Here is a 14,622-nt window from a genome sequence, read left to right as displayed (position 1 = left end):
TCTATATAATAGGTGAGAATTACATCCAGAGGTTGAGGAGTGCACACAGATTGGCTGTACGCTACGAATTGATCAAAACCTGCAAGCAGACGGGGGCGCGGCTTGGCAAGCTGCATACGCCGCACGGGACCATTGACACCCCCGTGTTCATGCCGGTGGGAACGCAGGCGACCGTCAAGGCGATGAGTCCGGAGGAACTGAAGGAGATCGGTGCCGGCATCATCCTGAGCAACACCTATCACCTGTTTCTTCGGCCCGGTCACGAAATTGTCCGGGAGGCGGGCGGGTTGCACGGCTTCATGAACTGGGACCGGGCGATTTTGACCGACTCCGGCGGATTTCAGGTGTTCAGCCTGAGCAATTTGCGCAAGATCACGGAAGAAGGCGTCTTCTTTCGCTCCCACCTGAACGGGGAGAAGCTGTTTATCGGACCGGAAGAAGCGACTCAGATACAAAATGCGCTCGGCGCCGACATCTTCATGGCGTTTGACGAGTGCGCGCCGTACCCGGCCGAATACGATTACGTGAAGCAGTCGATGGAGCGGACCACGCGCTGGGCGGAGCGCTGCCTGAAAGCCCACACCCGGCCAGAGGACCAGGCGCTGTTCGGCATCGTGCAGGGAGGCATGTACAAGGATTTGCGCGAGCAGAGCGCCCGCGACCTCGTCTCGCTCGATTTTCCCGGGTACGCGATCGGAGGATTGAGCGTCGGCGAACCGTTTTCGTTGATGTACGAGGTGCTGGAGCATACGGTGCCGCTGCTGCCGTCCGGCAAGCCGCGCTACCTGATGGGCGTGGGTTCCCCGGACGCGCTGATCGAGGGAGCAATCCGCGGCATCGACATGTTTGACTGCGTGCTGCCCACCCGCATTGCCCGCAACGGGACATGCATGACAAGCCAGGGCCGGCTGGTGATCCGCAACGCGAAGTACGCCCGCGACTTCACCCCGCTGGACCCGAACTGCGACTGCTACACCTGCAAAAACTACACCCGCGCCTACATCCGCCATCTGATCAAGGCGGACGAAATCTTTGGCGTCCGGCTCACCACATATCACAACCTGTATTTTCTGGTAAAGCTGATGGAACAGGTGCGTCAGGCGATTGCCGAAGACCGGCTGCGCGATTTCCGCGACCAGTTTTTCGCTCAATACGGATTGAGTGAAGATAGATCTTTCTAAGCAAAAAGGAGGACAATCATGCAACAACTGCAAAGCTTTCTGCCCATCATCATCATGTTTGCGATCTTCTATTTCCTCTTGATCCGCCCGCAGCAGAAGCGGCAGAAACAGCGCAACGCCATGCTGGCGGCGCTGAAAAAAGGAGATAAAGTCGTAACCATCGGCGGCATGCACGGCACGATTCAGGATCTGTCGGACGATACCGTCACGCTGCGGATCGCCCACAACGTCCACGTCACGTTTGACCGCGGCGCCGTCAACAACGTGGTGTCCGCAAGCGAACCGGCTGCGGAATCGAAGGAAGAGTCGAAGTAAGCCGCCGTCCACGCGAAAACATCCGGCCTCACGCAAAGGTGCCGGATGTTTTTCTTGTTTGCCCTCGGGCCCGGACGCGGGGCGAGACCGGATGCCGCCTGCGGACGTGGTCCCGCGACCCCCTTCCGTGAACCGGTTCAATACCGCTTGGAAGCGGAGTTGACGCCGAATATGCCGCCGACGGCCGCCGTCACAAACGCTCCCAGCAGGTACACCAGGGTGTTCCACTGCATGGTCGCGTCGAAGCCCAAAAACCCGATCAAAAGCACGAGCAGGAAGTAGGACAGACCGGTCAGACCGCCGTAATACCAGCCTTTTCCTCCGCAGCGGCGCCCTGTGACGTAGCCGCCCAACAGCAGGCCCAGCGCGTTGATCGCGTAGGTGAAGTACGGCAGGGAGCTTTCGCGCAGGTTGGTAAAGGACAGCAGCAGGGCGGCCAGGAGAGCGCCCGTCAGCACCAGACCGAGCGTGTACAACAGACCCGTAAACACCGAGGTGGAAGCACTCCGCACGGATAACCCTCCTCACTGGTCAGTTTGTACCATCTATATGACAGGCTTGGGCGGCGTATTCATCTTCGCGTTGAACATCGGAAGGAATTTTCGTATGATGGATGAGGAACCAGACGGGGGGTGAGGAATACGTGATCAAGACTTACTTTTACAACCACTCGGAACAGAAGATGTACCACGATGTCGACCTGAGCAAAAAGGACGAATGGCTGAAGTCACCGGAAGATTTGCTTTGGATTGATCTGTACGATGTGGGGAACAATGAACTGCAGTACATTGCCAAAATCTTTGACTTCCACCCGCTGGCGATTGAAGACTGCCTGCACGTCAGCCCGCGTGCCAAGGTAGACAAGTACGACGACTACTACTTTTTCGTGTTTCATGCCCTGCGCTACAACGAAGAGAGCGACGACGAAATCACCACGGTGGAACTGAACGTTTTTCTCGGTCCCAATTACATCGTCACGATTCACAAGTCGCCGATGAACACGATCGGCCGAATCGCGGCCATGTGCCACCGGAACATCTCCTATCTGAACCGCGGTCCCGACTACCTGCTGTACGCGATTGTGGACGGCATCACCGACGAGTACTTCCCGATCATGGACAGGATCAGCGTGCGGATCGACGAGCTGGAAGACGAGATCTTCGAGCACAAGATGGAGGAGATCACGGAAGAATTCCTGGCGCTGAAGCGAACGATTATTTTGATTCGTCGCGTGATTTTACCGCAGAAGCGCATTTTCGCCAATGTCAACGGACGCTATTCGTTTGACATATCCGAGGAAAACGTTCCGTTCTACAGCGACCTGACGGATCACCTGGAGCGGATTGCCGACTCCACGGAAACGTTCCGCGACCTGGTCAACGGCGCGCTGGACACCTACTACACGATCATCAGCGCCAAGACCACCGAGACGATGCGCGTGCTGACGATCATCTCCACGATCATTCTGCCGCTGACGTTCATCACCGGATTGTTCGGAATGAACACGTTCAGCTGGCTGGGCCCGGAGGCGGAACCGTACATGCTGATCACCGCCCTCGTCGTCATGATCGGCATGACCTTTGCCATGCTGCACATCTTCCGCAAGCGAAAGTGGCTGTAGCGCAGTCGGGCGGGGATTAGGCAAAATTGGCGCTTATACTCGCACGGCCTCCCGCGGAGACTAACGTCAAACTCTGCGTGGGGAGGCCGACGGAAATGGAAGATCTGACAACTGCGCTGATGCGCACCCTGTTTTCCTATTTCTTTCTCCTGGTCCTGCTGCGCCTGATGGGCAAGCGGGAATTGGGCAAACTGTCCGTCTTTGACGTCGTCATCTCCATTATGTTGGCAGAGATGGCAGTACTGGCGATTGAAGAGATCGACAAACAGGCGTTCCTGTTCTACGTCCCGATGCTGTTGATCGGACTGCTGGAAGTCGGCATGGCGTATTTGTCGATGAAAAACAAGAAGATTCGCGACGTGGTTGGCGGTTCGGCCGACTTGATCATTGAAAACGGCCAGATTCGCGAAGACGCGATGCGGCGCAACCGGCTCACCTTTGACGACCTGATGGTTCACCTGCGGCAGAAGAACATCAAGAACCTGGCGGACGTGGAATTTGCCGTTCTGGAGCCGACCGGGCAGATGAGCGTCTTTCCCAAACAGTCGAAGCACCCGCTGACCCGGGAAGACCTGAAGCTGCCGAATCCGAAACCGCAGGGCGGGGTGACGTTTACGGGGCTGCCGATCCCGCTGATCCTGGACGGCCAGGTGCGGGAAGAGGCGCTGAGAAAAATCGGCCAGAACAAGCTGTGGCTGAAACGGGAAATCCGCAAGTACGGGATCAAGGACATCCGCGATGTCTCGTTCTGCAGCATCGACGAGCGGGGGATCATCTACCTCGACACCAAGGACAAACCGCTGCATTGACGAAAAAGGCGTCAGCGCCGGGGGAAAAAGATGGCCAACTGTTCGCCGATCCAGGGGATGCGGCGGACGTCCTGTTTGCCCAGAATCCGCATCGCCACGAGCAGCACCAGGTACAAAAGCGTGCTGGCGGCGGAGCAGAGGAGGAGCAGCCGGATGACCGGCGCGTCGGCAAACCAGTGGGCGGCCATGTACGAACCGGCGTATCCCATGGCCACCATCGCCGCGCCGATCTTGCACAGCTCCAGCACGTTCACGGTGAAGCCGATCACCTTGACCAGGCTGGCGAGGTGCAGGAGCGTGACCAGCGTGATGTTGATGTTGAGCGCGATCACCGCTCCGTGAATGCCGAACTGGGGCTGGACGGTGAAGATAAACATCGCGGCTGTCTTGACAACGGCGCCGATCAGCGTGTTGCGGAAGACCACCTGCGCGTAATCAAGACCCTGCAGCGCAGCCGCCAGCGGCGCCTGGAAAAAGAGGAAGACGGAAAACGGCGCCATCTCCTTCACAAGCAGCCCCACGTCCGGGTTGTTGTAAAGCAGCCCGCTGAGCGGCTCGGCAAAAATGTACAGCAGGACGGTACACGGTGCTCCGATGACGAGTGTGATCCGCATCGCCTGGTAGATGCGCCGATGCACGAGAGGAGCATTTTTTTGATAGGACGCTTCCGCCACGGCAGGAACGAGCGAAACGGACAAGGAATAGGTTAAAAACGTAGGAAACAAGAGCAGAGGGACGGCCATCCCGGCGAATTGACCGTACAGGCTGGTCGCGACCGTCGTCGACACTCCGGACATCACCAGGGCGAACGGCACGATCATCGGCTCCAGCACATAGGCGATCGAGCCGACGATCCTGCTCAGGGTGACGGGAAGCGATACGCTGAACAACTGGCGCAGGCTCTTCCGGCTCTGTGAAAATACAGCCAGCAGCGGCTGTTCCCAGACGCGCGCCGCCGTGTTCCGGCTGGACCGCCGGTACTGCCAGAGAATGTACAGAAGGCCGGCCGCTTCGCCGAAAATGATGCTGCCGACGGCGCCTGCGGTGGCGTATTGGATGCCGAGCGGCAGAAAGGCGAGCGTCATCACGACCACCAGCACCATGCGGACCACCTGCTCCACCAACTGCGAGACGGCGGTCGGCGTCATGTTGTGTTTGCCTTGAAAATAGCCGCGCAGCACCATCGAAATGCTGGCGATCGGGATCACCGGCACCGCGGCCAAGAGGACGATGTCCGCCCGCGCATCGGCAAACAGCAGCTGCGAGATGCGCCCGGACAGCGCGAGCAAAAGCGAGCACAGGATCAGGCTGATTCCCCCGGTGACCGCCAGCGCGAGCAGCAGGAACCGGCGGCTCTGCCGGCTGTCCTGCGCCGCCTCCGTTTCCGCCACCTGCTTGGCGATGGCGACGGGCAGACCAAACGTGGTGACCGTGATGAGAAAATACAGCAGGGGAACCACCATCTGGTACAAGCCCATCCCTTCCGCGCCGATCAAGCGCGACAGGACGATGCGGTTGGCAAAGCCGAGCACCTTGGTCACGCCGCCCGCGATGATGAGGATGACCGTTCCGTAAAAGAAAGACTGTCTCATGGCAGGCTCCTTTACCGCCCAAATTTCGTGAACAGTTCGTACTATAAGAATATGGACGTGCCGCTCACGGCATGACTACTTTGAGGGGGAGAGCAGATGGACGAGCAGCGCAAACGGGAATGGTACGCACAGGTGGCCGGCCTGTGCGAAAGCAAGGCAGAGGAATTCGCCCTGCTCGGCTACGAAAACGTCACGGCGGAGGACGTCTGGGAGTGCGTCACCGCCGCATACAAGGAAATTCCGCCCCTGCACCGCCTGGTCAACGACATCCTGTCGCTGAAACCGACCAAGTACATGAACTGGCTGATGCTGCAAATGTACAAGCAATCCCAGTGAAACTTTTCGCCTCAACATTCGTAAAAGTAGGCTGATGCGTACGACAAGGGGTTGGTTGCCATGGTTTTGCTTTCCAGCAAAAATTGACACGTTTTTTTCCACTTCGCTATAATGGGCATATTGGTTTGCGTCTTCTGACGGAACCCTGGAAGGAAAGAGGGGTATTACTACATGATCAAATGGGGAAGATTCCTCCTGTTCCTGGTCGTCGTGGGCATGCTGGCCACGCTCATCACCACAACGACCCAGCAGGTGGCAGGCAAGATCCGGCTTGGTTTGGACCTGCAGGGCGGCTTTGAAATTCTCTACGTCGTAGAGCCGCTGGAGCCAAACCAAAAAGTGGATATCGAATTGTTGAAAGCGACCGCGAGCATGGTCGAAAAGCGGGTCAACATCGGGGGCGTGGCGGAACCCGTGATTGAGACGGAGCTGCCCAACCGCATCCGCGTCAAGATCGCGTCCGAGAAGGCCAATCAGGACGAGCTGCGCGAGTTGATCGGCAAACCGGCGGTGCTGGAGTTCCGCGACGAAAAGGGCAACGTGCTCCTGCGCGGAAGCGACCTTGCCCCGGGCGGTGCGGGCGTCGGATACGACGACCTGAAACGTCCGGTCGTGACATTGAAAATTTCCGACCCGAAAAAGCTGGAAGACATCACCCGGGCCAATCTGGGCAAACATATGGCCATTTACCTGGACGACAACCTGCTGACCAATCCGGTCATCCAAAACGTGATTACCGGCGGAAGCGCCCAAATCACCGGCAACTACACGCAGGAGTCGGCGCAGGAACTGGCTGACATCCTCAATTCGGGCGCCCTGCCGGCGAAACTGATCGAGAAGCAGGTGACCTCGGTCGGCGCGTCGCTCGGTACGCTGGCGCTGCAAAAAACGATCTACGCCGGCTACGTGGGCGCCGCGCTGATCATCGTGTTCATGCTGCTGGTGTACCGTCTGCCCGGTCTGATCGCCAACATCACGCTTGTCGCGTTTACCTACTTCTGTCTCGTCGTGCTTGACTGGATGGACGCGACGCTCACCCTGCCGGGGATCGCCGGTTTCATTCTCTCCGTCGGGATGGCGGTGGACGCCAACATTATTACCTACGAACGCATTCAGGAAGAGATTCGCGCCGGAAAGACGATTCTGTCTGCGTTCCGTGCGGGGGAACGCCGTTCGTTGATCACGATCATCGACGCGCACGTGACCACGCTGATCGCGACAGCGGTGCTGTTCTACTTCGGGACAAGCTCCATCCAAGGGTTCGCGATCGTGCTGGCCATGACGCTGATCGTCAGCGTCATCACCAACGTGTTTGGTTCCCGCTTCCTGTTGTGGCTGCTCGTCCGCTCCAACATGATCAAGAAGCCGTTCTGGTTCGGGGTAAAGGAGAGTGAGATCGGTGAGCTCTAAACGACACGAAGATATTGTCAAATTTGACATCGTCAAAAACCGGCGGAAGTTCTTTCTCTTTTCCGGTGCCATTCTCGTCCTGGGCCTGCTTGTCACGCTGTTTATGGGATTGAACCTGGGGGTCGACTTCAAGGCGGGGACCCGCCTCGACATCTACATCGGCAAAGAGTTTAATCCGGCCGACGTGGAACAGTTGATCAAGCAGCACGTGCCGAATACCGTCTTCACCCATGTAACGCCCTATGGCGACCATCAGGCACAGACCCGTTTTGACCAGACGGTGGACGCTGAAAAGCTGAAAGCGCTGGAAAAGGCACTGAAGGACAAGTACGGGCCGCAGGTAACCAAGCAGGAAGCGACGGTTGATCCGAGCATCGCCCGCGAACTGGTGCAAAAAGCGGCAATTGCCGTAGCGATTGCCGGCGTCGGAATCATCGTGTACATCGCGATTCGCTTCCAACTGCTGTTTGGCATCGCCTGCATCGTCGGTCTGATCCACGACGTTCTGGTTCCGATCGCGCTGTTCTCCGTGTTCCGGCTGGAAGTGGATTTGACGTTCATCGCGGCGATTTTGACGATTGTCGGTTATTCGATCAACGACACGATCGTAATTTTTGACCGGATTCGGGAAAACCTAAGAACGATGAAGTCCAAAACCGTGGAAGATCTGGAACACCTGGTCAACGTCTCGCTGTGGCAGACGATGCGCCGCTCCATCTTCACGGTGGCGACGGTGTTCTTCACCGCCCTGGCGATTGCCGTACTGGGCAGTGAAAGCATCCGCAACTTCTCCCTGGCCCTGATTTTCGGTCTGGTGAGCGGGACGTACTCGTCCATCTTCATTGCCGCTCAGGTATGGGTGGCCCTGAAAGAACGGGAAATGAAAAAGAAACGTTTTTCTCCGGCTCCAAATGAGGGCTGAGTGACGAAACCGCGGGGGAGCTTCCCCGCGGTTTTTCTTCTCTCCACCATACTTCCCGCGAAAGGGGCGATGGCTGTGGATAACCGTTTGGCCAAGGCGCAGTTTGGCGCCTGGGTGGGAATCGTCGGCAACCTGGCGCTGGCCGCAGCCAAGCTGCTGATCGGCTGGCTGGCCAAATCGCAGGCGCTGATTGCCGATGCGGTCCATTCCGCCTCCGATGTGGTCGGGTCGGTGGCCGTCCTGATCGGACTGCGGGCGGCGGATCGTCCGCCCGACGAGGATCACCCGTACGGACACGGAAAGGCGGAATCCGTGGCGGCGATTATCGTCTCCGTTTTGTTGGCGCTGGTCGGCGTGGAAATCGGGTCGGCGTCGGTCAAATCGCTGTTCGCCCCGTTGGAGCCGCCGGGCATGGCGGCCGTCTGGGCGGCTGTCGGCTCGATGATTGTCAAGGAGTGGATGTTCCGCTACAAGTACAACCTGGGCAAAAAGCTGAACAGCCCGTCGCTGATTGCCAACGCCTGGGAGCACCGCTCCGACGTCTTTTCCTCGTTTGCGGCGTTGATCGGGATTGGCGGGGCGATCCTCGGCGGCCGCTTGGACATCCCCTGGCTTTTGTACCTGGACCCGATCGCGGGCATTTTCGTCTCCGCCCTGGTGTTGAAGATGGCCTACCACATCATGATGGAATCGATTCACAACACGCTCGATCACGTGCTTCACGAAGAGGAGACGGTTGAGCTGCGCCGCTCCATCGAGGCGGTGCCCGGCGTGAAGCGGATCGATTCGTTCCGTGCACGCGAACACGGCCACTACCAGATCGTCGACGTGAAGATCGGCGTCGATCCCCACATCACCGTGGAAGCGGGCCACCGGATCGCGAAACAGGTCAAGCGGGAACTGATGGCCCAATTCTCCGCCGTCCGCGACGTGTTTGTCCACGTCAACCCGTACGATCCCCGCCCGGAGGAAAAACCGGCGGACGTCCAGGCTCCTCCGGACGGACAGGCGTAAATGTTCGCCAGTTGTCAGTCTCCCGTCCTTTCCTCTATAATGAATGAGGATTGGAGGAAAGGCCTATGCTCAAAGCGAAAACACGCTGGCAACTGGCCGCGTATGACGAGAAGCTGGCGGACGAGATTGCCCGGGAATGTGGATTGTCTCCGCTGATCGCCAAGCTCCTGGTCATCCGCGGCATCGATTCGCCGCAGCGGGCGCGTGCCTTTCTGGAGGCAGGACCGGAGTTGTTTCACGACCCGTATCTACTGGACGGGATGGAAGAGAGCGTGCACCGGATTCGCCGGGCGATTGAGCGGAACGAACCGATTTGCATTTACGGCGACTACGATGCGGACGGTGTCAGTTCCACGTCGTTGATGGTTCATGTCATGCGCCAATTGGGCGCTGTGTTTGACTGCTACATCCCCAACCGCTTTACGGAAGGATACGGTTTACATAAAGATGCACTGGCCCACCTGCAGGAAAGCGGTTACAAGCTGATCGTCACCGTCGACACCGGCATCAGCGCGGTGGAGCAGGTGGCATTTGCCAATCAACTGGGGCTGGACGTCATCGTGACGGACCACCACGAACCTCCGGCAGTTTTACCGGAGGCCTTTGCCGTGATCAACCCGAAAAAGCCGGGCTGTTCGTATCCGTTTGACATGCTGGCTGGCGTCGGGGTGGCGTTCAAGCTGGCCCATGCGCTGCTGGGAGAGCCGCCGCTCTATCTGGCCGATCTCGCCGCGCTGGGCACGATCGCCGACCTCGTCCCGCTGGTGGATGAGAATCGGGTTCTCGCCCGTCTCGGGCTGCAGCGGCTCAATCAGACCCGCAACATCGGACTGCAGGCGTTGATCCGCGTCTGCGGTCTGGCGGACAGCGAATTGACTGCGGGCCACGTCGGCTTTGCCCTCGGGCCTCGTCTCAACGCAGGCGGCCGGCTGGAGACGGCGGAAGCAGCAGTGAAACTGCTGACGACGCAGGATCCTGAGGAAGCGGACCAATGCGCCCGCATCCTGGATAACCTCAACCGGGAGCGGCAGGAGCTGGTGCAGGCCATCACCGACGAGGCCGTGCAGATGGTGCGCGAGCAGTTTCCCCTGGACGAAAACCGCGTGCTCGTCCTCGCCAAGGAAGGCTGGAACGTCGGGGTGGTCGGCATCGTCGCTTCCCGGCTGGTGGAGATGTTTTACCGGCCGACGATCGTGCTCGGCATTGATCGGGAAAAAGGAACGGCCAAAGGATCCGCCCGCAGCATTGCTGGTTTTGACATGTATGAAGCGCTGACGGCGTGCAGGGAATGGCTGCCCCACTACGGCGGGCACACGATGGCGGCGGGGATGACGCTGCCGATCGAGAATCTCGAGCCGCTCCGCGACCGGCTCAACCGGCTGGCCGCCGAGTGGTTGACGGAAGAAGACTTCGTGCCGCTGACCAAGGTGGATGTCGCCCTGGACCTCGCGGAGATCAGCCTCGACACGGCAGAGCAGTTGGAACAACTGGCGCCGTTCGGGATGGGCAACCCCACGCCGCTGGTGCTGGTGCGGGATGTGGAGGCAGCCGGCATGCGCACGATCGGCCGGGACGACAGCCATCTGAAATGCTCGCTCTGCAAGGAGGGCGGCAGCGTGGACGCGATCGGTTTCAACTGGGCCCATGTCGTGAGCGAAGTGACGCCGAAAGCGCGGTTTGAGGTGCTGGCGGAGCTGTCCGTCAACGAGTGGAACGGCCATCGCAAACCGCAGCTTACGATTCGCGATCTCGCCGTGCCGCACAGACAGGTCTTTGACTGGCGGGGGTGCCGGGACAAACAGGAAAGGTGGCGGCAGTTGGCCGCCCGGCACGAGATGCTGACCGTCCTGTTCCGGCGGGAAAGCTACGAGGCGCTGGCCGCCGGCTTGGCCGCGGCGGAGCAGCCGGGAAGGCTCCTGGTCGTTGCGGATGACGCGTGGGACGGTCATGTGCCGGCCCTGCCGACCGTCGTCCTCTACGATCTGCCCAAGCGGCGGAGCGACCTGAACAGGGTGCTGGCCCGCCTCGAACAGGCGGAGCGGATCTACTGCCTGTTCGGCGATCCCGATCTGGGGGCGGAGCGGCTGTCGTGTCCGGGGCGGGAGCAGTTCAAGGCGCTGTACCAGTTTTTGCTGCAGGTCCCCTGCGTCCAGCGGATTCATTTGGACGCGTTGGCCCGTCGGTTGAAGCTGAAGCGGGATGTGTTGGACGGCATGCTGGCCGTGTTTGCGGAACTGGAGTTTGTCCGCTCGGACACGGAGAGCTTCCGCCTGCAGCCGGAAGCGCCGAAACGGCCGCTGGAAAGCTCCCGCTACTATGCGGAGTGGAAGGAAGAGGCGGAACTGGCGACGGAACTCCTGCTTTCCTCGTACGACGCCCTGATTCACCATTTTCAACAACAGGTGGAGACTGTCACCTGGTAGGAGGAATTGTTTCATGGACTTTAAATCATACATTCGCGTGATTCCTGATTTCCCTCAGCCGGGCATTCGCTTCAAGGATATTACCACCCTGCTGAAAGACGGGGCTGCCTACAAAGCGGCGATTGACGAACTGGCCCAGTTTGCCCGCGAGATGCAGGCTGACGTGATTGCCGGACCGGAAGCGCGCGGTTTTGTTGTAGGCGCTCCGCTCGCCTATACGTTGGGCCTGGGCTTCGTGCCGATCCGCAAATCCGGCAAGCTGCCGTACGAGTCGATCAAGGCGGACTACAGCCTGGAGTACGGCAAGGACGCGCTGGCTGTACACGTTGATGCCATTCAGCCCGGGCAGCGCGTGCTGATCGCGGACGATCTGCTGGCGACCGGCGGCACGATCACCACCACGATCAACCTGGTCGAGCAGTTGGGCGGCAAGGTGGTCGGCGCTGCCTTCTTCATCGAGCTCACCTATCTGGACGGACGCCAAAAACTGGGCGACATTCCGGTCAAGTCGCTGGTTCAATACTAGCAGCGTTGCTCTCTGTCCCTCGCAGCGGACGGAGAGCTTTTTTTCCTTGGCCGTAAGGGCGTCAGGCAGCCGCCGCTGCCCGATTGTGGTCCTATTCACGGTTCCTTCATACTTTGCGGGGAGAATCACCTTTACAAGGCAAACGACTTACAAGATAATAGTATGAAATAGACGTGTTGTATCGATTCCACCCTTACGACGAGATGGAACGGTTGAACCGGCTTCGTAGGAAGTTTTCTGTATGAGAGGATAAGGGAAGGGAACTATGAGCACCGGCGTTGAAGAAGTACTGAATAAAGCAAGCAGCTATTTGTCCCAAACCGATCTGGACCTGATTACGCGCGCCTACCGCCTGGCGGAGCAAGCGCATGAAGGTCAGGTGCGCAAATCGGGTGTTCCGTACATCATGCATCCGATTGCCGTCGCGGGGATCCTCGCCAACCTGCACATGGACGCGGTGACGATCGCCGCCGGCTTTTTGCATGACGTCGTGGAAGATACCGACATTACGCTGGATCGCATTCGCGAAGAGTTCGGTTCGGAAGTGGCTCTCCTGGTCGACGGCGTGACCAAGCTGGAGAAAATCAAATACAAGTCCAAGGAGGAGCAGTTGGCGGAAAATCACCGCAAGATGCTGGTGGCGATGGCCCAGGACATCCGCGTCATCATGATCAAGCTGGCCGACCGCCTGCACAACATGCGGACGCTGCGCCACATGTCCGAGGAAAAACAGCGGGAGATTTCCGACGAAACGCTGGAAATCTTCGCGCCGCTGGCTCACCGGCTGGGGATCGCTTCCGTCAAGTGGGAGCTGGAGGACACGGCTCTGCGCTACCTGAATCCGCAGCAGTACTACCGCATCGTCAACCTGATGCAGAAAAAGCGGGCCGAGCGGGAGGCGTACATCAACGAGGCGGCCGACACGATCAAGGAGAAGCTGAAAGAGCTGAACATCGAGGCGGAGATTTCCGGCCGGCCGAAGCACATTTACAGCATCTACAAGAAGATGACCAAGCAAAACAAGCAGTTCAACGAGATTTACGACCTGCTGGCGCTGCGCGTCATCGTCAACGACATCCGCGACTGTTACGCGGTGCTGGGCATCGTCCACACGCTGTGGAAGCCGATGCCGGGCCGCTTCAAGGACTATATCGCGATGCCCAAGGCCAACATGTACCAGTCCCTGCACACCACCGTGATCGGGCCGAAAGGGGAGCCGCTGGAAGTGCAGATCCGCACCTGGGAGATGCACCGAACGGCGGAGATCGGGATCGCCGCCCACTGGGCCTACAAGGAAGGCAAGAGCGTCGTGCAGGGCTCGTTTGCCGAAAAGCTGGGCAACCTGCGCGAGATCATCCAGGGCGGTTCCGAGGAGGCGCCCAACGCCCAGGAATTCATGGAGTCGCTGAAGCAGGACTTGTTCTCCGACACGGTGTTCGTCTTTACCCCAAAAGGAGACGTGGTGGAACTGCCCAAAGGCTCCGTGCCGCTGGACTTTGCCTACCGGATTCACTCGGCGGTCGGCAATCGCACCATCGGCGCCAAGGTCAACGGCAAGATCGTCCCCCTGGACTACGCGCTGAAAACGGGCGACATCGTCGAGATTCTCACCTCCAAGCATTCGTACGGCCCCAGCCAGGATTGGCTGAAGATCGCCAAGTCGGCCCACGCCCGCAACAAGATCAAGCAGTGGTTTAAAAAGGAGAAGCGGGAAGAGAACGTCGCCAAGGGGCAGCAGATGGTGGAGGCGGAGATCAAGGCCCGCGGCTACGACGTCAAGGAGGCGATGACCGAAGCCAACCTGAAAGAGGCGGCGGCCCGCTTCAACTTCCAGGGGCACGAGGACATGTTCGCCGCAGTCGGCTACGGCGGCATTACCGCCGCGCAGATCGTGACGCGGCTGATCGACAAGCTGCGGCGGGAGCGGGAGGAGCAGAACCCGCCCGCACCGGAGTACAAACCGAGCTCGTCCCCGCAGGTCGTACGCAGCGAATCGGGCGTAAAAGTGCGCGGCGTGGACAACCTGCTGGTGCGGATATCACGATGTTGCACGCCGATCCCGGGCGATCAGATCATCGGCTTCGTCACCCGCGGCCGGGGCGTATCGGTTCACCGGCGCGACTGTCCCAACGTGCTGACGGAAGAGTGCGTGGAGCGGCTGATCGACGTGGAGTGGGATGCCGACGCCAAGCACAACTACAACGTGGACATCGAAATCACCGGCCAGGACCGCAGCGGCCTGCTCAACGACGTGCTGCAGGTCGTGGCGGAGACCAAGACCAACATTGCCGCAGTCAGCGGCAAGGCGGACAAAAACCGCCTCGCCACGATCCACATGACCATTACGATCAGCAATGTGGCTCACCTGCAAAAAGTGGTGGAACGCATCAAAAGCATCAAAGACATTTATTCCGTTCGGCGGATTTTAAGCACCTGATCGCGAGAGATTGGGTGCTCTTCATTTGGGAGAGAA

General features: G+C 59.2%; 13 protein-coding genes. 11 read left to right on the top strand and 2 right to left on the bottom strand.

What is annotated here, in order from left to right; genetic code table 11:
• Window positions 1–50: 50 nt before the first annotated feature.
• Window positions 51–1,181, top strand: a complete 1,131-nt coding sequence (tgt, locus tag A6764_RS16385; protein ID WP_029097447.1) for a tRNA guanosine(34) transglycosylase Tgt — start codon at window positions 51–53, stop codon at window positions 1,179–1,181.
• Between the two features lie 18 nt (window positions 1,182–1,199).
• Entirely contained in the window at window positions 1,200–1,496 is a 297-nt protein-coding gene (gene yajC / locus A6764_RS16380) for a preprotein translocase subunit YajC (protein ID WP_029097446.1), read from the top strand.
• A gap of 137 nt (window positions 1,497–1,633) precedes the next feature.
• Here the strand turns inward: yajC and A6764_RS16375 are convergent, their stop codons facing one another.
• A complete protein-coding gene (locus tag A6764_RS16375) occupies window positions 1,634–2,008 on the bottom strand; it encodes a TIGR04086 family membrane protein (RefSeq protein ID WP_029097445.1) in 375 nt (124 codons plus the stop codon).
• A gap of 131 nt (window positions 2,009–2,139) precedes the next feature.
• Between A6764_RS16375 and corA the strand changes: the two genes are divergently transcribed.
• Both corA and A6764_RS16365 read left to right on the top strand, forming a co-directional pair.
• Complete coding sequence (corA, locus tag A6764_RS16370) at window positions 2,140–3,117, top strand: magnesium/cobalt transporter CorA (RefSeq protein ID WP_029097444.1); 978 nt, start codon at window positions 2,140–2,142, stop codon at window positions 3,115–3,117.
• A gap of 95 nt (window positions 3,118–3,212) precedes the next feature.
• Window positions 3,213–3,926, top strand: coding sequence for a DUF421 domain-containing protein (locus tag A6764_RS16365; protein ID WP_065068146.1), 714 nt, complete (start codon window positions 3,213–3,215; stop codon window positions 3,924–3,926).
• Between the two features lie 11 nt (window positions 3,927–3,937).
• Here A6764_RS16365 and spoVB read toward each other — a convergent pair whose 3' ends face one another.
• Complete coding sequence (spoVB, locus tag A6764_RS16360) at window positions 3,938–5,518, bottom strand: stage V sporulation protein B (protein ID WP_065068147.1); 1,581 nt, start codon at window positions 5,516–5,518, stop codon at window positions 3,938–3,940.
• 96 nt (window positions 5,519–5,614) lie between these two features.
• Between spoVB and A6764_RS16355 the strand changes: the two genes are divergently transcribed.
• The 7 genes from A6764_RS16355 (at window position 5,615) to A6764_RS16325 (ending at window position 14,586) form a co-directional block, all read left to right on the top strand.
• Window positions 5,615–5,854 carry a post-transcriptional regulator gene (locus A6764_RS16355; protein ID WP_029097441.1) on the top strand — a complete coding sequence of 80 codons (240 nt, stop codon included), beginning with the start codon at window positions 5,615–5,617 and terminating at the stop codon, window positions 5,852–5,854.
• Window positions 5,855–6,025: 171 nt separating this feature from the next.
• Window positions 6,026–7,264, top strand: a complete 1,239-nt coding sequence (gene secD / locus A6764_RS16350; protein WP_035288555.1) for a protein translocase subunit SecD — start codon at window positions 6,026–6,028, stop codon at window positions 7,262–7,264.
• Window positions 7,254–8,186, top strand: a complete 933-nt coding sequence (gene secF / locus A6764_RS16345; protein WP_083989917.1) for a protein translocase subunit SecF — start codon at window positions 7,254–7,256, stop codon at window positions 8,184–8,186. The genes secD and secF overlap by 11 nt, the downstream gene beginning before the upstream one ends.
• A gap of 69 nt (window positions 8,187–8,255) precedes the next feature.
• A complete protein-coding gene (locus A6764_RS16340; protein ID WP_051188091.1) occupies window positions 8,256–9,200 on the top strand; it encodes a cation diffusion facilitator family transporter in 945 nt (314 codons plus the stop codon).
• 65 nt (window positions 9,201–9,265) lie between these two features.
• A complete protein-coding gene (gene recJ, locus A6764_RS16335) occupies window positions 9,266–11,623 on the top strand; it encodes a single-stranded-DNA-specific exonuclease RecJ (protein ID WP_029097439.1) in 2,358 nt (785 codons plus the stop codon).
• 13 nt (window positions 11,624–11,636) lie between these two features.
• Window positions 11,637–12,149 (top strand): adenine phosphoribosyltransferase, encoded by a 513-nt coding sequence (locus tag A6764_RS16330; RefSeq protein WP_029097438.1) that lies wholly within the window; start codon window positions 11,637–11,639, stop codon window positions 12,147–12,149.
• 265 nt (window positions 12,150–12,414) lie between these two features.
• Window positions 12,415–14,586, top strand: a complete 2,172-nt coding sequence (locus A6764_RS16325; RefSeq protein WP_029097437.1) for a RelA/SpoT family protein — start codon at window positions 12,415–12,417, stop codon at window positions 14,584–14,586.
• The last annotated feature ends 36 nt before the right edge of the window (window positions 14,587–14,622 follow it).

The sequence above is a fragment of the Brevibacillus sp. WF146 genome, from assembly GCF_001673705.2.
Lineage (GTDB): Bacteria > Bacillota > Bacilli > Brevibacillales > Brevibacillaceae > Brevibacillus > Brevibacillus thermoruber.
Note: the sequence above shows the minus strand (reverse complement) of the source record. Positions and strands in the feature narration are given on the sequence as shown.

Excerpts from the sequence above, each read along its gene's own strand:
- yajC (WP_029097446.1), top strand. The coding sequence starts at position 1,200 with ATGCAACAACTGCAAAGCTTTCTGCCCATCATCATCATGTTTGCGATC.
- A6764_RS16365 (WP_065068146.1), top strand. The coding sequence starts at position 3,213 with ATGGAAGATCTGACAACTGCGCTGATGCGCACCCTGTTTTCCTATTTC.
- spoVB (WP_065068147.1), bottom strand. The coding sequence starts at position 5,518 with ATGAGACAGTCTTTCTTTTACGGAACGGTCATCCTCATCATCGCGGGC.
- A6764_RS16355 (WP_029097441.1), top strand. The coding sequence starts at position 5,615 with ATGGACGAGCAGCGCAAACGGGAATGGTACGCACAGGTGGCCGGCCTG.
- secD (WP_035288555.1), top strand. The coding sequence starts at position 6,026 with ATGATCAAATGGGGAAGATTCCTCCTGTTCCTGGTCGTCGTGGGCATG.
- A6764_RS16340 (WP_051188091.1), top strand. The coding sequence starts at position 8,256 with ATGGCTGTGGATAACCGTTTGGCCAAGGCGCAGTTTGGCGCCTGGGTG.
- recJ (WP_029097439.1), top strand. The coding sequence starts at position 9,266 with ATGCTCAAAGCGAAAACACGCTGGCAACTGGCCGCGTATGACGAGAAG.
- A6764_RS16330 (WP_029097438.1), top strand. The coding sequence starts at position 11,637 with ATGGACTTTAAATCATACATTCGCGTGATTCCTGATTTCCCTCAGCCG.
- A6764_RS16325 (WP_029097437.1), top strand. The coding sequence starts at position 12,415 with ATGAGCACCGGCGTTGAAGAAGTACTGAATAAAGCAAGCAGCTATTTG.